Origin of the sequence: Vagococcus carniphilus (genome assembly GCF_014397115.1) — a bacterium.
GTDB classification, from domain to species: domain Bacteria; phylum Bacillota; class Bacilli; order Lactobacillales; family Vagococcaceae; genus Vagococcus; species Vagococcus carniphilus.
On the sequence record NZ_CP060720.1, the window covers coordinates 978,388 to 1,000,793 of the forward strand.

Consider the following 22,406-nt stretch of genomic DNA (forward strand, 5'->3'; position numbering starts at 1 on the left):
ATAGTTTGAAACAGTGTCAAAATTGTGGACAAGAAAATGCCTCTCATGCTGCATTTTGTGAATCATGTGGACATGCTTTTGAAGTAAAAAAAGTAAATCCATGTACTTCTTGTGGTGTTGATAATGAAGAAGAAGCCTCTTTTTGTGAGAATTGTGGAACAAAATTAGTTGCTGAAACACCTCTTATTAATAAAGAAGTGAAGCGATGCCCTAATTGTCAGCATGAATTAGAAGAAGGTGCTGCCTTTTGTGACAATTGTGGGATAAAGGTATTAGAAGAAAAAATAGAGGTAGAACCTCAGAATGTTGAACCAAATGAAGTACCATTTCCGAATGTTGAAGAAGAAGTGATGCAAAGACCAAAACAACCTGTCTCAAAGAAAAATAAAATGATTGGTTTGGTTGTTGCCATTTGTTTGGTATTTGGTGGTGGTTTATACGCCTTCTTTAGTCAGCAAAACAGCCAAGAAAAACAAATTGAGTCATTAGTTGTTGCTATAAAGAATAAAGATACGTCTTATTTAGTAGACCGAATGGTAACAGAAGACCCAAGTCTTACCATTAATGAAGAAAGTCTACGACCTATGTTAAAGTATTTTGAAGAAAATAAAGAAGATATCAATACATTAAAAAAAGCATTGGAAACACAACAATTTTTTAATGGTTTTTCTTTAAAAGCAGAAGGAAAAGTAGCACTTCTTTTTACTAAGTATAATATTCAAGTTACACCAGCTTATTCAACCATTGAATCGAATGTAAAGAATAGTGTTATTTTGATGGATGGTAAGGAAGTAGCAACAACAGACAGTAATAAATACTCTAAAAAAATAGGCCCTTTGATTCCTGGTGTTTATTCTTTTGAAGCAACTATCAAAAATAAAAAAGATAAAAAGGAATCAACTTATACATTACTACCTAAAGGTGAAGAATCTGTTGATATGCGATTTGTGATGGTTAAAATACCAATTCGTTCAAACATGAAAGAAGCGACTGTTTTAATTAATGACAAAGAAGCTGGTAAATTAACTGATGGTGAAACAGAGATTGGACCATTGCTATGGAATAATAAAATGAAAGTTCAATTGGTGAAAAAAACAGATACAGATAAATTAAAGACAGACGTTAAAGAATTAAAGCAAGTTGATGTGGATGAAGATAGTGGAACCTACCCAGAAATCGTTCTTAATTTTAATTCTGCAGATGATTATGATATCGAATCAGGAATAAAATTATTCTATGATGATTTCTCACATGTTGTAGATTCTAATAGTCATTTTGAACCAAGCGAATTTGCTAGCAAGTATTATGTTGATGGTGATAAAAATGCAAGTTTTTCTGGCATTAAAGACTACATCAATTGGTGTCGTGAAAGGTCAAGTAAACGTGAGTATGAAGGGGTAACATTTAATGTAAATGTTAAATCAGTAGAGCCTTTATCTAACAATACTTATAAGATCAAGTACAACGTTGTTTACCGCACGACTTATCCTTATTCGACTAAGAAAACACCTAGAATAGAAGGCTTTGATTACAGTGATGTCAAAGTTCAATTTGAGCAAGATGAAGACTCAAGTGACGTTAAAAACTTTAAATTTATTGATATGGGTGATGGTGGTAAAAAAGTTGAGGATAATCGAGCGAATGAATAGCTTAAAAAGGAGTTAGTAAATGACAAAATTTTGTACAAATTGTGGAACAGAGCTACCCGAGGAAAGTAAATTTTGTTCGAAATGTGGAACAAAGCTTAATTCAAATGTAGTTGTTAGTTCGACAGAGCAGACTAGTTTTTCTGAAACTAAAAGTGTTCAAGCTAAATATCTGACAAAAAATAAATGGCCTTTTATTGTAGGGATAGCTTTTATTTTAATAATGGGAGTTTGGTTATTTAACAAAAATCCTATGACTGGCGATTGGATTTCTGAGTCAGAAGGTGTTGAAGTTGGAATTAAAGGTAATTCAGCAGAGCTGATGTTTCCTGATTTTCTAAATGACATGAGTATTTCTTTTGAAGGGCCAATAAAAAAAGTAAGCAAAAAAGAGTACGTGTTTCCCATCAATACATCGACAGTAAAAGTTACGTTTCGTGATGCAGTAAGTAATCAAGAAGATATAGAAGAAATGCTTGAAAGTTTAAAAGAGGAAGTTATGGCGTCTGATTTGCCTCCAAAAGAACAAAAAAAGATACAAAAAACATTTGATTCACTCCAAAAATCAGGGAATGATTTAATTCTTAGTATGAGTATGAAAGATTATGAAAAAATGAATTCTGTTGATTCCGTAGATTTTCTTGAATTAGATGAATTTATTAATTTTGAATTTTCAATAAGACCTAAAGGAAGTACCCAAATCGTTTTTGGAGATAGAGAGCATAAAGAAGAGTCATTTTTAATGGATAAAAAAGTAGAAAAATAGTTAGGAGGTTGACAATTGGTCAGCCTCTTTTTTTAATTGTAAACTAAATTTTTTGTGTTAAAGTAAAGGAAAAGGCTTGGAACAATAGGTTTTCTATTGTTAGGATAAAAGTAAGAAGGTGTTAAAAATGAAGTTAACTATTAGAGAAATAGCCGAATTATCTGGCGTTTCAATAACAACAGTTTCGCAAATTTTAAATAAAAAAAGTGATCGTTTCAGTGAGGAAACAGTCAAACGTGTCTTGAAGGTAGTGGAAGAAAATCAATACACACCAAATTATTTTGCTTCTAATATTATTAAAAAAGAATCTAAATTAATTGGTGTTATCGTTCCGTTTATCACGGAACAATTTTCAGCCACTTTAATTAACTTAATTCGAAAAAGCTTAAGTGAAGAAGGGTATTATTTAATGGTGAGTGAATCTTCTGGAGAGATGAAGGAAGAAATCGAGTTATTTAATCGATATCATCAAATAGCTGTGGAAGCTATTCTCTGTTTTACATCTAATCGTTTTTCAGAAGATGTGGTTGTTTCAAGTGCTTATCGAAATATTCCGATTGTGTTTGTAGATGCTGGCATAAATAATAGCCATTTCGGAAATGTTTATTATAATGAGTATGAAACAGTAACCCAAGCTATTGAATGGTTGATTCAGAATAATCATGAAAAAATTGGATTAATCACTGATGATGGAAGTGGTTACTCCTTTATTGAGCGATCAAATGCTTATTTTGATACGATGAAGAATAATAAAAAAGAGATTTACCCTCACTTAGTTGTTAAAACTGATTTTTCAGTAGAGAACGGCTATCAGGCGACTAAAACAATTTTGAAGGATGAAGAAGTTACTGCTATTTTTTGTTGTGATGATAATTTAGCATTAGGGTGTTACCAAGCCGTTTATGATAGTGGGAAAAAAGTGAATGACGAGATTGTAGTCATTGGATTTGATGGCATTGAGTTATTAAAAAGTATTCGACCACAAATTCAAACACTTGAAATTCCTTTTCACGAGTATGCTGAAATTTTATCAAAAAAATTAGTTAAAGCAATGGAATTCCCACATCAAAAACAAGAAGATGACTATCTAAAAATGAAATTTATAGAAAAGAAGGAAAGAACAATATGATTACTTTGAAATCACCAAGAGAAATAGAATTAATGGCAGAATCAGGTGCTTTGTTAGCCTCTGTTCATAAAGAGTTAAGAACATTTATTAAACCAGGGATTACAACTTGGGAGATTGAAGTGTTCGTCCGAAATTACATTGAAGAACACGGAGGAGTAGCGGCACAAATTGGTTTTGAAGGATATAAATACGCTACCTGTATTAGTGTGAACGATGAAATTTGCCATGGCTTTCCTAAGAAACAAGTTTTAAAAACCAATGATTTAGTGAAAGTAGATATGTGTATTGATTTAAATGGAGCAATTTCAGATTCTTGTTGGGCCTATGTTGTAGGTGAAGCAACAGATGAAGTAAAAAAGTTAATGGAAGTAACAAAAAAAGCTCTTTATTTGGGTATCGAGCAAGCACAAATTGGTAACCGAACTGGTGATATTGGAGATGCGATTCAAACATATGTTGAAGGAGAAGGTTACAGTGTTGTGAGAGATTTTATTGCTCATGGCATTGGCCCATCCATTCATGAAGAACCATTTTTTGCTCATTACGGTGAAAAAGGAAAAGGTGCTCGTTTGAAAGAAGGCATGACGATTACAATTGAACCCATGGTAAATATTGGTTCATGGGAAATGATGATGTTACCAAATGGTTGGGAGTCAAAAACGAAAGATGGCAGCTTAAGTTGTCAATATGAACATAGTATTGCTATTACAAAAGAAGGACCGGTCATTTTAACTTCTCAAGGTGAAGAAGGCAGTTATTAAAAGGATCTCAAAATAGAAAAGTCACGGAAATTATTTTTTATTTCCGTGACTTTATTATTATTAAGTTATAAAAAGCTTTTTATTTAACCCAAGCAGGTTTATCTCCATCTGTATTAGGTTTGTTAACTCCAAGTGATTCACCTATGTGTTGATCAGGATTAAGAATAATTTGGCTAACTAAGTGAGCAATACTTTTACGTGATACCTCAGTTCCTTTAAAAGCTTCATTTCTTTGTGTTAACTCGTAATCAATTTCGTCTTTATTATCTAACCAAGCTGGTCGAATAATGGTGTAATCTAACTCTGAAGCTTCAATGATTTTGGCAGCTTCAGCATAAGTTTCTAAATAGCCACCATCTAATTGTTGATGATTCCATTTACCATAGTTGCCAGGTACTTCATCATAAATTCCTAAGGTAGAAATCCAAATTAAACGTTTAACGCCTGTTTTTTTCATAGCAGAAACAACCAGTTTCGCTTCTTCAATAATTTCACCAGCTAAATTAGCGTAGACAATATCAACACCTTTCATTGCTACTTCTAAATCCGCTTGATTTAAAGCATCACCTTCGATTATTTCTTGTTTTTTAGGATTTTTCGTAGTTAAACGAGATGAACGTCGTAAAAATAGCCGTTGATCGATATCTTCTGAGAGTAAATCGTGACTAACAATTTTTGCGATTTGACCGTTTGCACCTAAAATTAATACTTTTTTCATCTTGTTTTCCTTCTTTCAACTATTTGTTACAGCTACAAGTATAGTCCTATTAATTTTTTTAGGCAAAGAAACGTTCTCGGTAGTGAAAAAATAGTGCTTGAAATAAATAAAAACTAGTTATTAACCAATCAAAAAACGATTGTTCATAGCTAGCTTATTGTCATTTTTATTTAATGAAATCTTTTAAAGCTTGATGATATTTTTGAGGCTCTTCAAGCATAGGGTTGTGTCCACTTTTATCAAATTTTATAACAGGAACATGATAAGTATTGCTAATATCATCCCAAAGATTAGTTGGTGCAACTAGGTAATCATAATCACTTAGCAATAAGATAACAGGTTTTTGCCATTTTTTAAAGAAATGTTCCGTGTCATAAACGGCAAAAGCTTCACCCCATAAAAAATCAAGAGCGGGCATGTTATTAGGTAAATCATCCCACAGGTACGCACCATCATAAGTGTAGTCATAAAAGCCATGAGCTTGCATACGAATATTCATTGAAGAAAATCTCTTTTCAGGAGCTTTTTTAATATCATCTTCTAATTTAGCTATTTCTTGATAGAAATAGTCTTTTCTTTCTTTAGAAGCTGTGTCTTCAAAATAGGTGATACTAAGGTCTTGTCTTTCTTTTTTGTTAGTTGGCGCTAGATTTGAAAGTATAACACCATTAACTCTTTCAGGATAAGCTTCAGCATAAGCCATTGCCATAAAGCCATGCCCAGAGTGACCTAACAAATACATAGATTCTAGATTAGCTTTTTGTCTAATTTGTTCTATATCGTTAACGACATCTTGAAGGGTATGCTTACTTTTTTCGGGAGCTATTTCAGTAAAACCAATATGAGAAATAAAAATTAAGTTTAAATCTTTGTAAATCTCATTATTAAATAATTTAGGGTAATAAATAGGACTCCCAATAACCATAATCGGTGGTTCGTTAGTGTCTCCTTTTTGAAGATAAGTTAATGTATAATTTTCTTTTTTTATTGTTTTCATTTTTTTCACCTCTTGTTTTAATCAACTCAATCAAAGAGATCGAGCTGTCTATGACCATTGATTTAGTTAATTACAACAAGAGACGTCACCGGATAAATGAACCTGATAACCCCATAGCGATCATCCTTTCTTTGAGGATATGTTAGCATAATTAATTTGAGTTGTAAAAAATTTAACAAATAAGATATCTATCTTGTTATTTTTAGGTATAATTAAGATATGAAAAACAAAAAAGAGGGTCTGAGATGAAAGAAGTTAACATTTATGAAAAACTTAGAAATAATCCAATTATTGCAGCTATCAAAGATGAAGCGGATTTGGATGAGCTTTTAGAATCGGATGTAGAAGTTATTTTTGTTTTACAGTCTTCATTGTTAACCGTTGAAGAATTATCAAAAAAAATTGATGAAAGTGGTAAAGTTGGATTTGTCCATTTAGGACTTATTAAGGGATTGTCTGATGATGAGATTGGGTTGCGTTTTTTAAAAGAGCATACTCATTTTTCAGGAATTATCTCAACGAAATGGCCACAGTTAGTTAGAGCACAAGCTTTAGGTTTTATGACTGTTTATCGTAATTTTTTAGTGGATTCTTTAGCTTTTAATTCTCTCAAAAAGAGCCAAAATCCTAAGTTTCCTGACTTTATTGAGATACTACCTAATCCTAATGGAAAGACAATTAAAGCTGTCACAGAACAAATCAAACGACCGTTAATTGTTAGTGGCTTGATCACAGATAAGGAAGATGTAATAACAGCTTTAAAAAATGGGGCGATTGCTATTTCCTCTACTAATAAAAAAATATGGAAACTTTAAGAAATCGCTTGCAAAAGTTTGTGAATCGTCCTATACTAAACTTAATTAAATAAACAGCCAGAGAAAAGAGCACACTGAACTGTCTTCACTAACGTGAGGATGGTTCAGTGTGCTCTTTTTACTCATATTGGAGGGGAAAAAATGTACGATATTACGATTATTGGAGCTGGTGTTAGTGGTTCCTCATTAGCGTATGAACTAAGTAAATATGATGTCAGTGTTTGTGTATTAGAAGCAGAAAATGATGTGGCAGTTAAAACAACCAAAGCAAATAGCGCTATTTTACATGCAGGATACGATCCATTACCAGGGTCATTGAATGCGAAGCTAAATGTAGAAGGTTCTGTTTTAGCCAAAGAAATTTGTAGTAAATTAGATGTCCCAAGAAATCAGATTGGTTCTCTTGTTGTTGCTTTTTCAGAAGAAGACTTGGAAATGGTACAGACACTTTATGAACGTGGGGTAAAAAATAAAGTGCCCGATATCCAGATTTTAACGAAAGAAGAAACATTAGCTAAAGAACCTAATTTGAATCCAGATATTTATGGTGCTCTTTACGCACCAAGTGCAGCAGTGGTAAATCCTTGGGAATACACAATTGCTATGGCAGAAGTTGCCATTCAAAATGGAGTGACTTTTTCTTTTAATCAAAAAGTTAAAGACATCCAAAAAGTAGGAGATCATTTTGAGATAAAAACAGATAAAGAAACAATTGAAAGTGAATATATTATTAATGCTGCAGGTGTTAATGCTGGGGAGATTCATGAACTTGTTTCAGAGCCAACTTTTAAAACAATCCCATGTCGTGGGGAATATTATTTACTTGATTTAGAAGAAACAGATACTGTCAAACATATCGTTTTTCAATGCCCAACAAAAGTAGGTAAAGGTATTTTAGTAGCACCTACAACTCACGGGAATATTATTGTGGGACCAAATGCCGAAAATATTCCTGATGAGTGGGTTAATACGGGAAAAGATGTAGCTAATACAGCTACTGGTTTAAAAGGTGTAGCAGAAGGAGCTAAAAAAAGTGTTCCAACAATTAATTTAGCTAACTCTATCCGAAATTTTTCTGGTGTTCGAGCAAATACAGATCGAGAAGATTTTATTATTGAGCAGGTTATGCCACAGTTTTACGATGTAGCAGGTATTAAGTCACCTGGTTTAACGGCTGCTCCAGCCAATTCTCTTTATCTAATTGAATTGATGAAACAAGATGGATTAGTGTTAGATAAAAAGAATGACTATGTGGATGAAAGAAAAAGAATTCATTTTAATCAGGCTAGTATTGAAGAAAAGCAACAATTAATTAGTGAAAATCCTGATTATGGTCGAATTATTTGCCGATGTGAAAATATTACAGAAGCAGATATTAGAGAAAGTTTGCATCAAACATTACCAGCTAAATCAGTCGAAGGTGTTAAGAGAAGAACTATTGCAGGCATGGGTAGATGCCAAGGAGGATTTTGTGGTCCTCGTGTTGTTGAAATTATCGCGGATGAGTTAAATATTTCTCCTTTAGAGGTTGATTTAGATCGATGGAATAGTCACATTTTAGTTAGTCAATCTAAGGAGGTTTTATAAATGTACGATTTGATTGTAATCGGTGGTGGACCTGCAGGACTTGCGGCGGCTCTAAGTGCCTATGAAAATGGTTTAGAAAAAATACTAATTGTCGAAAGAGACGTGGAACTTGGCGGTATTTTGAATCAGTGTATTCACAATGGTTTTGGACTTCATTATTTTAAAGAAGAGTTAACAGGACCTGAATACGCAGGACGTTTCATTGAAAAAGTGCAAGAGACAACCATTGAGGTTATGCTAGACACTATTTGTTTAGAGGTATCTGATGATAAAAAAGTTCATATTATGAATAAAACACAAGGTTATCAAGTTTTATCAAGTCAATCGATTATTCTTGCGATGGGATGTCGTGAACGAACAAGAGGGGCTATTCAATTACCTGGTGGCAGACCAGCAGGCATTTTAACAGCTGGAGCAGCTCAACGATATGTCAACATGGAAGGTTATATGGTAGGTAAGAAAGTAGTTATTCTAGGGTCAGGTGATATCGGTTTAATCATGGCAAGACGGATGACGTTAGAAGGAGCTGAAGTTTTAGCTTGTATTGAGGTGATGCCTTATTCAGGAGGGTTGAATCGAAATATTGTTCAATGTTTACATGACTTTGATATACCTCTTTATCTTTCTCATAGTATCATTGATATTAAAGGAAATGAACGACTAGAATCAATCACTATGGCAGAAATTGATGAAAATCGTCAAGTGATTCCTGGAACAGAACAAGAAATTGAATGTGACACACTTCTTTTATCTGTTGGATTGATACCAGAAAATGAAATTTCAAGAAAAGTTGGTATTGAAATGGATAAACGAACTAAAGGAGCACTCGTTTTTGAAAATCGTGAAACATCTATTCCGGGTATCTTTGCTTGTGGTAATGTTCTTCATGTCCATGATTTAGTGGATCATGTGAGTGCAGAAAGTATGGTAGCAGGCCAATCAGCTGCTGAATATGTCAAAAATTTATCTGAAACAGTTGAAGAAGACAAGTTGACACTTCAAAATGGGGAAGGTATTTCTTATGTATTACCTCAAAGAGTGAGAAAAAATCAGGTTGATAAACGAGTGGAAGTTTATTTTAGAGTCAATCGCGTCATCGAAGCCTGTGAAGTAGTTGTTTCTCATGGAGATGAAATTATTACAACTTTTAAAAAGAAAGACTTAGCACCAGGTGAAATGGAAACTTTGAAATTACGAAAAAAATATTTTGATGATGAGTCCATTAAAGATTTAGAAATTTCAATTAAGGAGATGTGAGAAAATGGCTGATTTGATTTGTATTGTTTGTCCTAAGGGATGTCACTTACATGTGGACGAGGACAACGATTTTAAAGTAACTGGTAATCAGTGTGGACGAGGAAAAGTATACGGAAAACAAGAAATGATTAATCCTGTTAGAACCATCACATCTACTTGTCGAATTAGAGAAGCTAATTTACCAAGAGTTCCAGTTAAAACAAGTGAAACCATTCCAAAAGGTAAAATGCAAGCCATTATGTATGAAATTAATCAAGTTGAATTACAAGCGCCTGTTCACGTAGGAGATGTGATTATTCCGAATATCTTAGATACAGGAGTCGATGTTGTGGCTTGTAAAAATATGGAAAAAGTAAACTAATAAAAATTATTGGAGGAAAAGAAAATGACACTAGTAAAAATCGCTTATACAACTAATACAGGAAACACAGAAGGAATTTCAGAATATTTAGAAGATGCTTTTGAAGACTTAGAAATGGAAGTTGTAAGAGAAGAAGCAGACGATATCGATTCAGACTTTTTTGAAGATGCTGATATTGCAATTGTTGCAACATTTACAGATGGTGATGGAGAAATTCCATTTGGCTTTGAAGATTTCTATGAAGAAATAACAGATCAAGAACTGGAAGGAAAAATTTATGGTGTTGTTGGAACGGGAGACAGTGAATTATACCCAGACTTTTTCTGTGAAGCAGCTCATTTATTTGATAAAGCATTGGCCCAAACTGGAGCAACTAAAGGAGCAGAAGTTCTGACAATTGAAAATGAAGCAGAAGGTGAAGATGTCGAACGAATTAATGCTTTTGCTAAAGAAGTAGCTTCAAAATAACATAGAAAAACTATGTAGAAAAGGACGAGGACGATGAAGAAAACAAAAACAATGGATGGTAATACAGCAGCAGCTTATATGTCTTACGCGTTTACAGAAGTTGCAGCTATTTATCCAATAACTCCAAGTTCCACTATGGCAGAAGTTGTGGATGATTGGGCCTCTAAGGGAAAGAAAAATATATTTGGTGAACCAGTTAAAGTAGTTGAGATGCAATCTGAAGCAGGGGCAGCAGGAACAGTTCATGGCTCTTTAAAAACGGGTGCGTTAACTTCTACATACACTGCTTCTCAAGGGTTGCTTTTAATGATTCCTAATATGTATAAAATCGCAGGTGAATTATTACCAACGGTGTTCCACGTTTCTGCTAGAGCAATAGCAACGAATGCTTTAAGTATATTTGGTGACCATAGTGATGTGATGGCAACTAGACAAACAGGTTTTGCAATGCTTGCTGAAGGAAGCGTTCAAGAGGTAATGGACTTGTCAGGAGTAGCTCATTTAGCCAGTATTGAAGGAAGTTTACCCTTTATTAATTTCTTTGATGGGTTTAGAACAAGTCACGAATTACAAAAAATTGAAGTGATTGATTATGAAGACTTAAAAGGGTTACTAGATGAAGAGGCTTTAGAAAACTTTAGAAGACGTGGTCTAAACCCTAATACACCAACCGTTTCAGGAACAGCACAAAACCCAGATATTTACTTCCAATCAAGAGAAACAGTGAATAAGCATTATGAAGAAATTCCTGGAATCGTTCAAAAATACATGAAAGAAATTAATACGTTACGAGGAACTGATTATGATTTAACAACGTATTATGGTGATCCAGAAGCTACTGAGATTATTATCTCAATGGGTTCAGCAACACCAACCATTAGACAAACGGTAGATTACTTGAATCAATCAGGAAGAAAAGTAGGACATATTGCCATTCATTTATATCGTCCATTCCCAAGTGAAAACTTATTAGAAAAACTACCTGATACAGTAGAGAGAATTGCTGTTTTAGACCGAACAAAAGAACCAGGTGCTGATGGCGAACCTTTACTATTAGATGTTCAAAGTGTGCTTTATCGACATAAAAATCGTCCAATTATCATTGGTGGACGTTACGGAATTGGTTCAAAAGATGTCACACCAAATCAAATCGTGTCTGTCTATGACCATCTGTTATTAGATGAAGGAGAAATGAAACCAAGATTTACAATTGGAATTGTGGATGATGTAACTCATTTATCATTACCAATGACGGAAGTTTTAGATTTAACACCAAAATCAACTTTTCAAGCTAAATTCTGGGGATTTGGTTCTGACGGGACTGTTGGTGCTAATAAACAAGCAATTAAAATTATTGGTGATCATACAGATCATTATGCTCAAGCTTATTTTTCTTATGATTCCAAAAAATCAGGTGGGTTAACTGTATCTCATTTACGATTTGGAAAAGAACCAATTGACTCAATTTATTTAGTAGAGAACCCAGACTTTGTAGGCTGTCATAATGCTGCTTATATTCATAAATATGATTTGATTAAAGGGCTCAAAGATGGTGGAACTTTCCTATTGAATACAGTGTGGTCTAAAGAAAAAGTATTGAGACTACTTCCGAAACATTTGAAAAAATATATTGCTGAGCATGAAATTAACTTCTATATTATTAATGCGATGGATATCGCTAAAGAAGAAGGGCTAGGTCGAAGAATTAATACAGTCATGTCAACAGCCTTTTTCGAATTGACTGGCCTGATGACTAGAGAAGAGTATTTGCCTTTACTGAAAGAAGAAATTAAAAATACTTATGGTAAGAAATCTTCTGAAATTGTTGATAGAAACTGGAATGTAATTGAAAAGACATTTGATGCCCTTGAAAAAATAGATGTACCAAAAGAATGGGCAGCTATTGAAGTGGTAGAAAGAGAAGAAGATAAAACTCTTCCATCATATGTTCAAAATATTGTTCAACCAATCGAAAGACAAGAAGGAGATCAATTATCTGTCAATGATTTAATTGAAAATGGCATGCTAGGTGGAACGATGCCTCTTGGAACATCAGCTTATGAAAAACGTGGTATCGCTCTTGAGGTTCCTGAATGGATTCCAGAAGCTTGTACGATGTGTAATGAGTGTGCCTTTGTTTGTCCACATGCAGCTATTCGACCATTCTTAGCAGATGATAAGGAAATGGAAGAAGCACCAGAAGGTTATATTACAAGAGACTTTAAAGGTAAAGATGGTTTGAATTACCGAATTCAAGTATCTGTGGAAGATTGTACGGGTTGTGGTCTTTGTGTGGATGCTTGTCCAGCAAAAGATAAAGCATTAGTGATGAAACCTTATGAAGAACAACATGAAGAAGCTGTTAACTGGGCATTCTCTATGACTTTAAAACAAAAAGAAAATACAGTGAAAAAAGAATCAGTTAAAGGCTCTCAATTTGAGCAACCGTTACTAGAGTTTTCAGGAGCTTGTTCTGGATGTGGTGAAACACCCTATGTTAAACTATTGACTCAACTATTTGGGGATCGAATGATGATTGCTAATACAACAGGTTGTTCTTCTATTTGGGGAGCTTCGGCACCAACAACACCATATACAACGAATCAGTTTGGTCAAGGACCTGCTTGGAGTAACTCTTTATTTGAAGATAACGCTGAATTTGGTTTTGGAATGTACGTTGCTAATCAAGTTAAACGTGGACGTGCGATGGAAAAAGCAGAAGCTATCTTAAATGAAGGCATCGGTTCTGATGAAACAAAAGAAGTGCTAAGTGAGTGGCTAGAACATGTAGATGATGGAAATGGAACAAGACAACGAGCAACAAGATTATCAGAAGCTTTGCAAAAAGAAAGTCAATCAGAATTTTCAGAGCTTTTAAAACATGAGAATATGTTTGTTAAACCAAGTCAATGGATGATTGGTGGCGATGGTTGGGCATATGATATTGGCTTTGGAGGAATTGATCATATCCTATCTTCTGGTGAAGATATTAATATTTTGGTAATGGATAATGAGCTTTATGCTAATACAGGTGGTCAAACATCAAAAGCAACTCCACAATCGGCTATTGCTAAATTCTCAGCATCTGGTAAGAAAACAACGAAAAAAGATTTAGGAATGATGGCAGCGACTTATGGTAATGTCTATGTTGCTCAAATTTCAATTAATGCTCATCCAAATCAAGCCATTAAAGCAATTGCTGAAGCAGAAAGCTACCCAGGACCTTCATTAGTAATTGGTTATACACCATGTATTAATCATGGTATTAAAGGTGGTATGTCAAACGCTCTATTAAATGCGCAAGAAGCAGTAGAGTCAGGTTATTGGCAATTGTATCGTTATGATCCAAGACTAGCTGAAAAAGGAAAAGATCCGATGCGAATGGATTATAAAAAAGCAGATACAGATAAAATACCAGAATTTTTACAAACTCAAACGCGCTTTTCTTCTTTAGTGAATGTGGTTAAAGATGAAGAAAAAGTGGATAAAATGTACGATAACACAAAACAAGACTTTATTGAGAGAAATGATAATTATAAACGTCTATCTAGTTTGAAAAAAGATAAATAAAGTAAAGAGGTTTTCCAAATTATTTGGGAAATCTCTTTTTTTATTAAGAGGAAAAAAATTTGTGAAAAAAAGTAGTGTTTAACGGTCAATATAATTGAAGCCGTATCAAAAAAACGGTATATTATCAGTAGTTGTAGGGGATGAAAAAGGGGGAGAACTAAGATGTTTTTTTTAAACGGTCAGTTCGTTTTATCGATCATATGCATCGGTGTGATACTTTCAGGCTTTTATTTAGTAGTGAGTAATTTAAAAATTAAAAAAACACGAATTCACACAAATCAATTATTATTAGCAATTATGGGGACTTTATTAGTAATAGTAGGTTCATATTTTTTATGTTTCACTTTAATTTTTGGATATAGTTAAATAATTAAAAAAGACTTTTGACATTTTTGTCAAAAGTCTTTTTTCTTAACTAATAAATAGTTTAACAAAGATAATTACAAATGGTAATGATATGAATGTTCTCTCTAAGAAAATGATGATGATATCACTAAATTTATTAACTAGTTTACATGATTTTAAAAGTGTGGCAATCTCTGACATAAAGATTAATTGTAAAATACTCATCATCGCAATGATTGCTTTACTTTCAATAGAAGGTAGAGCCTCACCTAAAATAACTGGTAGGTAATTATCAGCAAAACCAGACATAATAGCACTTGCAGTAACAGAAGCATCGGGCACTCCTGCTAAGTTTAAAATCATTTCCACAGGTAGAGAAATCCAAGAAAGGACAGGGGTATAAATTGAGATCATTAAGGCTGCTGCTCCCCAGAAAATAATAATTGGAGTTAGCCAAAAGACGTAAAAACTCATGTTATCAATTTTACTTGTAAAATTAGTTAGAGTGACACTGTTAGCACGTTCAGAAGCATTGATGTAACTTGTTTTTAATTTACTACCACTACTATTAGATTTAATAGTAGATTCTGTTGAACCATCTACATAAGTATTAGGATAGTTTTTAACCGGAGGAATTCTAACGGTAATGAAACCAAGAATAATGCCAATTAGTGTAATACCTAAGAAAATTAAGCCAAAATTATCCATTAAACCTAAGACAGAACTAACTAAAACAACCCAGCCAATACTTGAAGTGGCAAATTGACTACCAATCACTGCTGCTTCTTTAACTGTGAAATAACCCTTTTCAAATAGGTCTTGTGTTCCAAGAATAGCAGCATTACCTGGTCCTACCCAAGCACTGATAATGTTAACTGCACAAATTTCAGAAACTTTAAAAAGTGGTTTAACAATAAAGCCAATTAATTCACCTAAAAATTCCATCGCACCAAATTCTAAAATCAATGTTTGGAATAGAAGCATCATAGGAACTAAGATAGAAAGCTGAGTTGCTAAATCTAACATAGCAGTTCCTGTATCTGCTGAAATAATGAATTCAGGTCCAATTTTAAATAGACAAAGAATTGAAACTAAGGCTCCAAAAAAACGATTCACAACATAAAAAGGTGATGTAACAAATAGTTTTTTACAAAGCCTTTTTGAATGTAAGAAACTGTTCTTATTGATTAAAGCATAGAGTGAAAGAACAGCACTTAAAGTAACGCATAGAACTAAAAGATATTGTATAACGGTTTTATTTGCGGCAATAAATAATTTTAAGTAATGGAAAAGAATTGTATCCATACCGTTGTCAAAGTTAAAAGGAATTAAAACTAAGACAATACCAAGAATTGTTCCAATTAAAAATTTAATAAAGCCGATTCGTTGTGACGATTTCATAAACATGCTCCTATAACTGTATTTGATTAGCTAGCTCAACTAAACCACTATAAGAGTCGTTTAATTTTGCCAATTCTTCATTTGAATAACCTAATTCAATAGGTTTAACAGCTCCATTTTTATTAATAACATGAGGTAAACTGATATATTCTTTAGAAGTAAAAGGTTGTGAAACCGGTAAAATCGCATTTTCGTTTTGACTAATTGCTTTGACAACTCTTTCAATCGCTAAAGCAACACAGTAACAGTTAGGACCTTTCATCTCCCATACATCAAAGGCTGTATCTTTTACTTCTTGAGCGATATCAGTAAAGTAATTGTCAGCAATATCTATATTATTTGCTGTTAAGAAATCTTTGATATTTGTCCCTTTAACCGCTGTTTGTGACCAAGCAACAACTTGAGAATCACCGTGTTCACCAACAATCATTCCATTAATATCTGTTTGAGCAACATCTAAATCACGTGCTAACAAATAGTTTAATCGAGCTGAATCAAGAGTAGTGCCAAGACCGATAACGCGACTAGGATCCCATCCAGAAATTTGTTGAGCAAAGTAGGCAAGAATATCAACTGGGTTACTAACTAGTAGTAAAATACCATTCGGACTAGCCTTTGTAATTTTTGGAACAATATCTTTTAAGATATCTGCATTTTTTTGAAGCGGAACTAAGCGAGACTCGCCAACTTTTTCAGGAACACCAATTGTGACTATTATCACATTAGAGTCTACAGTTGAATCATAGTCTCCAGAAGAAATTTTAACTTCTTGTGTTAATGACAAACCATGTAAAATATCTAAAGCCACTCCTTGAGCTCTTCTTTCATCAAGGTCGACTATTACTAACTCATCCACTAAATTTGATTTTGCTAATGAAAATGCAGTGGTTGCTCCCACTGATCCTGCACCAATAATACTAACTTTCATTCTATACATCTCCTAAAATTATATTTCGGAACGCGTTCCACATTTATAATATATGTTATTAATATCACAAAGTCAATGGTTAAAAATTAAAAAAACTAAAAAAGGAGGCTTTAAAATAAAAATTTCACAATTGAAAAATTATTGAAATATAGTAAAGTAGAAATAAGAGAAAGATAGGCGGAGGAAAAATGAATGGAAAAAAAAAGTCCGATTATTAAAAATGTGGTAGATACTTTTCGAATTTTAGATGTCTTAAATGAAAAAGAAAAAGCGGGAATAGCTTTTTTATCTCAACAGTTAGATATTCCTAAAACAACTATTTTTAGAATTATAAAAACTCTTGAAGAAGTCCATGTCATCAAGCAATTACCAGATAGTGATTATACATTGGACTATCGATTGAGTGCTTATGCAAAAAGTGCAGCTAAAGATAATCAATTAGTTGAGATGGCGACTCCTTTTATGAATCAACTAAAAGATAGCTATTCAGAAACAGTTAATCTAGGAATACTTCATGAAAATCAAGTCGTGATTGTTCAAACAGTTGAAGGAGAATTTTATCAGCTACAAGCAAGTTTAGTTCCAATGAGCCCACTATATTGTTCAGGAATGGGTAAATTATTTTTAAGTGAATATAGTGAAGAGGAGTTAAAACATTATTTTGTTGATTTGAAAAAAAGAACCGTTAATACGATTGTTGATTATAACGAGTTTCTTAAAAATGTAGAAATAATTAAAGAAGAAGGCATCTCAGTGGATGATGAAGAGTACGAATATGGTCTTTCTTGTTATGCCGTTCCAATTTATGATAAAGAAGGAAAAATGATTTGTTCAATGAGTGTTTCAGGACCATCAAGTCGTTTGTATCATAAAGGAATCGATAAGTTAAAATCAGAACTAAAAGAAAAAGGAAGAGCACTTGAAGAAGCGCTTCAAAGAAACTATTAGTTAAGAGGAATAAGGTAATGAATAAAAAAGTAAGTATTAGTCATCTAACTTTTATTGTTAAAGATATTGAAAAATCAGCAACTCTCTTTAAAGTTTTATTTGATGCAAAAGAAGTTTATGATAGCATTGACAAAAATTTTTCACATTCTAGAGAAAAGTTCTTATTAATCGATGACTTGTGGATTGCTTTAATGGAAGGTGAGGAATTACCATCTCAAACCTATAATCATATTGCTTTTAAAATAGAAAAAGATGAGATGGCTAATTATTTGAGGCAAATAGAAAGTTTAGGATTATCTCTTTTGTCAGATAGATCCCGAATAGCAGAAGAAGCCCAATCTATTTATTTTTATGATTATGATAACCATTTGTTTGAACTTCATACAGGGACACTTGAAGAAAGATTAAAAGGCTATTTAAAATAGGAGATGATTTAAAAAAGACTGTAGTAAAAGCTTATGCTTAATACCACAGTCTCTTTTTTTACGGGTTTGAGGCAGAAGAGGCTGCTCGTTCTTCAGCATGAACAAAATCAATAGCAGCAACAAGTAGAACGATGAGATGCTCATATGATTGATCAAAAATATTAATTTCATATGTACTACTCATAGCTAACCATTTTTCTGAAATGTGAGCAATTTTTTTATTGCCACGATAAATATCAAAATTCTTATCTAGCCAATCCCCATCAATTTGAATATTTTCACTTTTAATACGATATTTTGGTTTAAAAAAGGTAAATTCTTTTTCGATTAAGATAGGAGAGTCATCGAAAACATCAACGGTAAATTTAGGTAAGAGTTTAAATAATTCTTTTGTCACAGTTCCAATTTGTTCATCATTTTGATCAACCATTGAAAAAGATTTTGGACTCTTAAAGAGGCTACCATGCACACGGTAGATGATGCTTCCATCTTCGTCTTTAATGGCAAATTTTTCGTTAAAGCTAAGCATTTTTTGCTTCATAAATAAAGTTCTCATTTTTTACCACTCCTTTGCTTCACTTATATTTACTTTATTATTAGTTAAAGGAGATTGCAATAAGAATCAAAAATTCTGTTACTTTCTTGTTGTAAAAGGTAAAAATATCAAAATATTGTTGTTTATTCTTTATGTTATAGGCAGTTAGTAAAAAGTATAATACAATGGAGTCAAATTAAATATGCATGTCTAAAATTGGGAATGAGGTGAAAATCCTCAGCAGCCCCTTTCTACTGTATACGCTGATGAAATCTCGAAAACCACTGAATAGGGAAGGTGAGAGAGTAAAATGATGCAAAGCCAGGATACCGTTTTTGACTGCTTAACAATAATTGGATTGGGAAAATTGTTTGTCTTTGTTAATTTTTGGATGATTGTGTCTAAAAGTAACCACTACAAAAAACATTTTTTCAATGTTTTGTAGTGGTTTTTTGTTTTCCAGAGCAAGATATTCATACTTTAAAAGTGAGTCAATATGTGATATTAATCGTAGGTTTCTAACAAAATAGTGTTATTAAACTGTGATAGACTGACGGTAAATAAAGCTTTTATGGAGTGTGAAAAAATGGAAGATAAAAATTTAGAGAGAACGATTCAAGAGTATGTTCCTGGTAAACAAGTTACCTTAGCCCATTTAATCCCTAATGCTGATAAAGAAGTATTTACTAAACTTGGTTTGGCAGAAGATGGGAATGCAATTGGTATTCTAACAATTACGCCAAGTGAAGCTTCTATAATTGGAGCTGATATCGCTAAAAAATCTGGAAATGTCCAAATTGGTTTTATGGACCGTTTTAGTGGTGCTGTGGTTATAACAGGTGAAGTCTCATCGGTGGAAAGTGCTTTAAGACAAGTTAACTCTGTATTGAGTAATGTGCTGAAATTCAACGTTCCTGAAATCACAAGAACGTGAGGCTAACAAAATGAAAAAAATTATTTTAATGGGTGAAACAGGATCAGGAAAAACAACATTAACTCAATGTTTACATGACAAGGAACAGGTTTATCATAAAACACAACAAATTTATCAATTTGATCACGTCATTGATACACCAGGTGAGTTCATGGAAAATCGCTTTTTCTATAATGCATTAGTAAGTGCAGCAGTTGATGCTGAAGTAGTTGGGTTGATTCAAAGTGTGGAACATGTACAAAATTATTTTCCACCAACTTTTTCTTCACGCTTTAATTTACCAGTTGTCGGTATTGTCACGAAGACAGAATTAGCACAGGATAAGACAGATTTAGAACGTTCAAAAATTTTCCTAGAGCAAGCTGGAGCAAGACAAATTTTTATGATTTCAGCTAAAACAGGTGAAGGTATGGCAGAGTTGTTAACTTATTTGGAAGCATAAAAAAATCTTGATAGTTGGCAGACTATCAAGACAAGTAAATGCTTAAGCACTGTGATCTCTTCTATAATTGGCAGGAGTAGAAGAGGTCATTGAGCGGAATGTTTTAATAAAATAACTAGGTTGAGAAAAACCTAAATTTCTAGATATGGTTTCAATACTTAGACTAGATTCAACGAGTAATTTTTTTGCTTCTTCGATTCTTCTTTGGTTAACGTAAGTAACAAAATTGATATTCATTTCTTTTTTGAAAAGTTTACTAAAATAGTACTGACTTAAATAAACGTGGTTAGCAACTTCTTCTAGTGTAATTGGTCGACTTAGATTTTTTTGAATATAAGTTAAAGCTTTCCTGATTTCTTCATTATTGGAAACTTTTTCTTGTTGATTAGATGACTTCTTTGATTTTACATTAAATTTTATCTGATCACGAGGGTTGACATCTCTGGTATGAAATTGACTAATTTCACGTAAAATAGAAGCAGCACTTTCAACTTGTTTACTAGAAACCAGTTTGACTTTGTTTCTTGCTTGTCTAAGATTTGGAGAATTCATCCAATCGGTATTAATAGTTTGGATGCTTGTATAATTTGAATTTTCTTCGTCAGTGACTTGAACTTGACCAAATAAAAGGAAACCAGAAAGCTGATTACTTTGAACAATGGGCAAAGAAATATCGGTTAATCCGGCGTGGCAACGATAAATAGATGGTTGCCCTGTTTTATAGGCCTCCAAGCCTCCATATAGATCACATTTTTGACAAAGGTGACGAAATTCAGGACTTGAGCGCATTAAATTACAAAAAGGTGAAAAATTATAAAGATTTGAGTTTTCAATACCTCGAATATCTACTAGAACAGAGCCAAAATCAGTTGAACATGCAAAATCCTCAATAATACCGGTTAAAAGACTAGGAGCAGCAGGGGACATGTTTTGTTTCATTTGACTATCTCCTTTCTTACCAATCTACGATAGTTAACCTTATATTACCAAAAAGGGTATTTATAAGAAAGTAAATTTAAAACGCTACCATTATTTTGCTATAATTCAACAAAATAGTAATATTTTGTTAAACTTCTTTCACATATTTTAAAACGCTTCTACTTAATGTAGAGGCGTTTTTTTGTGTGTTGAAATGACAAAAATTTAACGTTTTTAGAATAATAACTAATGTTTTACAACAACTATTTTTTATTTTATTTGATTACAATGAACTCGAATTAGAAAACTAAAAATAATTAGGAGGTTTTTTTATGCAACAAGAAGCATTAGGCATGATTGAAACAAAAGGGTTAATAGGTGCTATTGAAGCAGCTGATGCTATGGTGAAAGCTGCAAATGTTAACTTAATAGGAACTGAAAAAATAGGTTCAGGTTTAGTAACAGTAATGGTTCGAGGAGATGTTGGAGCAGTTAAAGCATCAGTTGATGCAGGTGTTTCGGCAGCTTCTAGTGTTGGAGAAGTCGTTTCTAATTATGTAATACCACGTCCTCATACTGAAGTAGAAACTCTACTTCCTAAAAAATAAGAAGTAGGGAGGAAATATAAATATGTCGGAAAATCAAATTAATGTAGAAGATGTAATGAAACGCGTGCTTGAAAGATTTGATGAAAAAACACCAACTTCTGAAGCAAATGGAGGAAAGATAAAAATGAATGAAAAAAAATGCAACTTAACAGAATATGTAGGTTCAAGTGAATTTGGAGATACGATTGGTTTAGTTATTGCTAATGTTGATTCTTCATTACTAGATATTATGAAGTTAGAAAAAAAATACCGCTCAATTGGTATTGTTGGAGCAAGAACTGGGGCTGGACCTCATATTATGGCAGCTGATGAGGCAGTTAAAGCCACTAATACGGAAGTTATCTCAATTGAATTGCCAAGAGATACTAAAGGTGGCGCAGGTCATGGGTCTTTAATTATTTTTGGAGGAGACGATGTATCTGATGTGAAACGAGCTGTTGAAGTGACATTAAATGATGTTGATACACGTACCTTTGGAGATGTGTATGGAAATGAAGCAGGGCATATTGAGATGCAATATACTGCTAGAGCAAGTTTTGCTTGTAATAAAGTTTGGGGAACACCGATTGGAAAAGCTTTCGGCATTATCGTAGGAGCACCTGCAGCAATTGGTGTCGTTATGGCAGATACAGCATTGAAGTCAGCTAATGTTGAAGTAGTCGCTTATGCAACTCCTCAAAATGGTCAAAGTTTTTCAAACGAAGTAACGATGACAATTACTGGAGATTCAGGTGCGGTAAGACAGGCTGTCATCTCAGCAAGAGAAATTGGTATTAAATTATTAGGAACATTAGGCTCAGAACCTAAGAATGATCAACCATCATATATTTAGAAAATAAGGAGTGAA

The 22,406-nt window shown here is 33.2% G+C and carries 22 protein-coding genes and 1 riboswitch; of the genes, 16 read left to right on the forward strand and 6 right to left on the reverse strand.

The window, feature by feature from the left end; all coding sequences use genetic code 11:
• Positions 1 to 5: 5 nt before the first annotated feature.
• The 4 genes from H9L18_RS04885 to map all read left to right on the forward strand — a co-directional run bounded on the left by H9L18_RS04885 (position 6) and on the right by map (position 4,302).
• Positions 6 to 1,649 (forward strand): zinc ribbon domain-containing protein, encoded by a 1,644-nt coding sequence (locus H9L18_RS04885; protein WP_185847502.1) that lies wholly within the window; start codon positions 6 to 8, stop codon positions 1,647 to 1,649.
• Between the two features lie 19 nt (positions 1,650 to 1,668).
• Entirely contained in the window at positions 1,669 to 2,412 is a 744-nt protein-coding gene (locus H9L18_RS04890; RefSeq protein ID WP_126795036.1) for a zinc ribbon domain-containing protein, read from the forward strand.
• Between the two features lie 127 nt (positions 2,413 to 2,539).
• Complete coding sequence (locus H9L18_RS04895; RefSeq protein WP_126795034.1) at positions 2,540 to 3,541, forward strand: LacI family DNA-binding transcriptional regulator; 1,002 nt, start codon at positions 2,540 to 2,542, stop codon at positions 3,539 to 3,541.
• Complete coding sequence (gene map, locus H9L18_RS04900; RefSeq protein ID WP_126795032.1) at positions 3,538 to 4,302, forward strand: type I methionyl aminopeptidase; 765 nt, start codon at positions 3,538 to 3,540, stop codon at positions 4,300 to 4,302. The genes H9L18_RS04895 and map overlap by 4 nt, the downstream gene beginning before the upstream one ends.
• Positions 4,303 to 4,381: 79 nt before the next feature.
• On the opposite strand, the gene H9L18_RS04905 is transcribed toward map, so the two are convergent.
• The gene (locus H9L18_RS04905; protein WP_126795031.1) at positions 4,382 to 5,020 is read right to left on the reverse strand and encodes an SDR family oxidoreductase; all 639 of its coding nucleotides are present in this window, start codon (positions 5,018 to 5,020) and stop codon (positions 4,382 to 4,384) included.
• Between the two features lie 166 nt (positions 5,021 to 5,186).
• Entirely contained in the window at positions 5,187 to 6,017 is an 831-nt protein-coding gene (locus H9L18_RS04910) for an alpha/beta fold hydrolase (protein ID WP_126795029.1), read from the reverse strand.
• A gap of 245 nt (positions 6,018 to 6,262) precedes the next feature.
• Between H9L18_RS04910 and H9L18_RS04915 the strand changes: the two genes are divergently transcribed.
• The 6 genes from H9L18_RS04915 (at position 6,263) to nifJ (ending at position 14,075) form a co-directional block, all read left to right on the forward strand.
• The gene (locus tag H9L18_RS04915) at positions 6,263 to 6,832 is read left to right on the forward strand and encodes a glycerol-3-phosphate responsive antiterminator (RefSeq protein ID WP_126795027.1); all 570 of its coding nucleotides are present in this window, start codon (positions 6,263 to 6,265) and stop codon (positions 6,830 to 6,832) included.
• Between the two features lie 141 nt (positions 6,833 to 6,973).
• A complete protein-coding gene (locus H9L18_RS04920) occupies positions 6,974 to 8,419 on the forward strand; it encodes an NAD(P)/FAD-dependent oxidoreductase (RefSeq protein WP_126795026.1) in 1,446 nt (481 codons plus the stop codon).
• Positions 8,420 to 9,676, forward strand: a complete 1,257-nt coding sequence (locus H9L18_RS04925; protein WP_126795024.1) for an NAD(P)/FAD-dependent oxidoreductase — start codon at positions 8,420 to 8,422, stop codon at positions 9,674 to 9,676. It abuts the gene before it with no gap.
• 4 nt (positions 9,677 to 9,680) lie between these two features.
• Positions 9,681 to 10,037: a DUF1667 domain-containing protein gene (locus tag H9L18_RS04930; RefSeq protein WP_126795022.1), complete on the forward strand. Its 357-nt coding sequence runs from the start codon at positions 9,681 to 9,683 to the stop codon at positions 10,035 to 10,037.
• Between the two features lie 24 nt (positions 10,038 to 10,061).
• Positions 10,062 to 10,505: a flavodoxin gene (locus H9L18_RS04935; RefSeq protein ID WP_126795020.1), complete on the forward strand. Its 444-nt coding sequence runs from the start codon at positions 10,062 to 10,064 to the stop codon at positions 10,503 to 10,505.
• 33 nt (positions 10,506 to 10,538) lie between these two features.
• Positions 10,539 to 14,075 (forward strand): pyruvate:ferredoxin (flavodoxin) oxidoreductase, encoded by a 3,537-nt coding sequence (nifJ, locus tag H9L18_RS04940; protein WP_126795018.1) that lies wholly within the window; start codon positions 10,539 to 10,541, stop codon positions 14,073 to 14,075.
• Between the two features lie 411 nt (positions 14,076 to 14,486).
• On the opposite strand, the gene H9L18_RS15375 is transcribed toward nifJ, so the two are convergent.
• Together H9L18_RS15375 and H9L18_RS04950 are read right to left on the reverse strand one after the other, a co-directional pair.
• Positions 14,487 to 15,821: a YjiH family protein gene (locus tag H9L18_RS15375; protein WP_126795016.1), complete on the reverse strand. Its 1,335-nt coding sequence runs from the start codon at positions 15,819 to 15,821 to the stop codon at positions 14,487 to 14,489.
• Between the two features lie 10 nt (positions 15,822 to 15,831).
• The gene (locus H9L18_RS04950; protein WP_126795014.1) at positions 15,832 to 16,749 is read right to left on the reverse strand and encodes a lactate/malate family dehydrogenase; all 918 of its coding nucleotides are present in this window, start codon (positions 16,747 to 16,749) and stop codon (positions 15,832 to 15,834) included.
• Between the two features lie 192 nt (positions 16,750 to 16,941).
• On the opposite strand from H9L18_RS04950, the gene H9L18_RS04955 reads away from it, so the two are divergent.
• Together H9L18_RS04955 and fosX are read left to right on the forward strand one after the other, a co-directional pair.
• Complete coding sequence (locus tag H9L18_RS04955; RefSeq protein ID WP_126795012.1) at positions 16,942 to 17,697, forward strand: IclR family transcriptional regulator; 756 nt, start codon at positions 16,942 to 16,944, stop codon at positions 17,695 to 17,697.
• A gap of 17 nt (positions 17,698 to 17,714) precedes the next feature.
• A complete protein-coding gene (gene fosX, locus H9L18_RS04960; protein ID WP_126795010.1) occupies positions 17,715 to 18,122 on the forward strand; it encodes a FosX/FosE/FosI family fosfomycin resistance hydrolase in 408 nt (135 codons plus the stop codon).
• Positions 18,123 to 18,180: 58 nt separating this feature from the next.
• Here fosX and H9L18_RS04965 read toward each other — a convergent pair whose 3' ends face one another.
• On the reverse strand, positions 18,181 to 18,678 hold the full coding sequence (locus H9L18_RS04965) for an LURP-one-related/scramblase family protein (protein ID WP_126795008.1): 498 nt from the start codon (positions 18,676 to 18,678) through the stop codon (positions 18,181 to 18,183).
• A gap of 156 nt (positions 18,679 to 18,834) precedes the next feature.
• Positions 18,835 to 19,009, forward strand: a riboswitch (cobalamin riboswitch).
• A 234-nt stretch (positions 19,010 to 19,243) separates the two neighbouring features.
• Here H9L18_RS04965 and H9L18_RS04970 point away from each other — a divergent pair.
• Together H9L18_RS04970 and H9L18_RS04975 are read left to right on the forward strand one after the other, a co-directional pair.
• The gene (locus H9L18_RS04970) at positions 19,244 to 19,591 is read left to right on the forward strand and encodes a BMC domain-containing protein (RefSeq protein ID WP_126795006.1); all 348 of its coding nucleotides are present in this window, start codon (positions 19,244 to 19,246) and stop codon (positions 19,589 to 19,591) included.
• A gap of 10 nt (positions 19,592 to 19,601) precedes the next feature.
• A complete protein-coding gene (locus H9L18_RS04975; protein WP_126795004.1) occupies positions 19,602 to 20,033 on the forward strand; it encodes a EutP/PduV family microcompartment system protein in 432 nt (143 codons plus the stop codon).
• Between the two features lie 42 nt (positions 20,034 to 20,075).
• Here the strand turns inward: H9L18_RS04975 and H9L18_RS04980 are convergent, their stop codons facing one another.
• Positions 20,076 to 20,972, reverse strand: a complete 897-nt coding sequence (locus H9L18_RS04980) for a PocR ligand-binding domain-containing protein (RefSeq protein ID WP_126795002.1) — start codon at positions 20,970 to 20,972, stop codon at positions 20,076 to 20,078.
• A 311-nt stretch (positions 20,973 to 21,283) separates the two neighbouring features.
• Here H9L18_RS04980 and H9L18_RS04985 point away from each other — a divergent pair, with 311 nt between their 5' ends.
• Complete coding sequence (locus tag H9L18_RS04985) at positions 21,284 to 21,559, forward strand: BMC domain-containing protein (RefSeq protein ID WP_126795000.1); 276 nt, start codon at positions 21,284 to 21,286, stop codon at positions 21,557 to 21,559.
• Between the two features lie 22 nt (positions 21,560 to 21,581).
• Positions 21,582 to 22,391 carry a propanediol utilization microcompartment protein PduB gene (gene pduB, locus H9L18_RS04990; RefSeq protein WP_126794998.1) on the forward strand — a complete coding sequence of 270 codons (810 nt, stop codon included), beginning with the start codon at positions 21,582 to 21,584 and terminating at the stop codon, positions 22,389 to 22,391.
• Positions 22,392 to 22,406 lie beyond the last annotated feature (15 nt).

Bases quoted from the DNA above. Each gene is read 5' to 3' on its own strand.
- H9L18_RS04890 (WP_126795036.1), top strand. From the start codon at position 1,669: ATGACAAAATTTTGTACAAATTGTGGAACAGAGCTACCCGAGGAAAGT.
- H9L18_RS04895 (WP_126795034.1), top strand. From the start codon at position 2,540: ATGAAGTTAACTATTAGAGAAATAGCCGAATTATCTGGCGTTTCAATA.
- map (WP_126795032.1), top strand. From the start codon at position 3,538: ATGATTACTTTGAAATCACCAAGAGAAATAGAATTAATGGCAGAATCA.
- H9L18_RS04905 (WP_126795031.1), bottom strand. From the start codon at position 5,020: ATGAAAAAAGTATTAATTTTAGGTGCAAACGGTCAAATCGCAAAAATT.
- H9L18_RS04910 (WP_126795029.1), bottom strand. From the start codon at position 6,017: ATGAAAACAATAAAAAAAGAAAATTATACATTAACTTATCTTCAAAAA.
- H9L18_RS04915 (WP_126795027.1), top strand. From the start codon at position 6,263: ATGAAAGAAGTTAACATTTATGAAAAACTTAGAAATAATCCAATTATT.
- H9L18_RS04920 (WP_126795026.1), top strand. From the start codon at position 6,974: ATGTACGATATTACGATTATTGGAGCTGGTGTTAGTGGTTCCTCATTA.
- H9L18_RS04925 (WP_126795024.1), top strand. From the start codon at position 8,420: ATGTACGATTTGATTGTAATCGGTGGTGGACCTGCAGGACTTGCGGCG.
- H9L18_RS04930 (WP_126795022.1), top strand. From the start codon at position 9,681: ATGGCTGATTTGATTTGTATTGTTTGTCCTAAGGGATGTCACTTACAT.
- H9L18_RS04935 (WP_126795020.1), top strand. From the start codon at position 10,062: ATGACACTAGTAAAAATCGCTTATACAACTAATACAGGAAACACAGAA.
- nifJ (WP_126795018.1), top strand. From the start codon at position 10,539: ATGAAGAAAACAAAAACAATGGATGGTAATACAGCAGCAGCTTATATG.
- H9L18_RS15375 (WP_126795016.1), bottom strand. From the start codon at position 15,821: ATGAAATCGTCACAACGAATCGGCTTTATTAAATTTTTAATTGGAACA.
- H9L18_RS04950 (WP_126795014.1), bottom strand. From the start codon at position 16,749: ATGAAAGTTAGTATTATTGGTGCAGGATCAGTGGGAGCAACCACTGCA.
- H9L18_RS04955 (WP_126795012.1), top strand. From the start codon at position 16,942: ATGGAAAAAAAAAGTCCGATTATTAAAAATGTGGTAGATACTTTTCGA.
- fosX (WP_126795010.1), top strand. From the start codon at position 17,715: ATGAATAAAAAAGTAAGTATTAGTCATCTAACTTTTATTGTTAAAGAT.
- H9L18_RS04965 (WP_126795008.1), bottom strand. From the start codon at position 18,678: ATGAGAACTTTATTTATGAAGCAAAAAATGCTTAGCTTTAACGAAAAA.
- H9L18_RS04970 (WP_126795006.1), top strand. From the start codon at position 19,244: ATGGAAGATAAAAATTTAGAGAGAACGATTCAAGAGTATGTTCCTGGT.
- H9L18_RS04975 (WP_126795004.1), top strand. From the start codon at position 19,602: ATGAAAAAAATTATTTTAATGGGTGAAACAGGATCAGGAAAAACAACA.
- H9L18_RS04980 (WP_126795002.1), bottom strand. From the start codon at position 20,972: ATGAAACAAAACATGTCCCCTGCTGCTCCTAGTCTTTTAACCGGTATT.
- H9L18_RS04985 (WP_126795000.1), top strand. From the start codon at position 21,284: ATGCAACAAGAAGCATTAGGCATGATTGAAACAAAAGGGTTAATAGGT.
- pduB (WP_126794998.1), top strand. From the start codon at position 21,582: ATGTCGGAAAATCAAATTAATGTAGAAGATGTAATGAAACGCGTGCTT.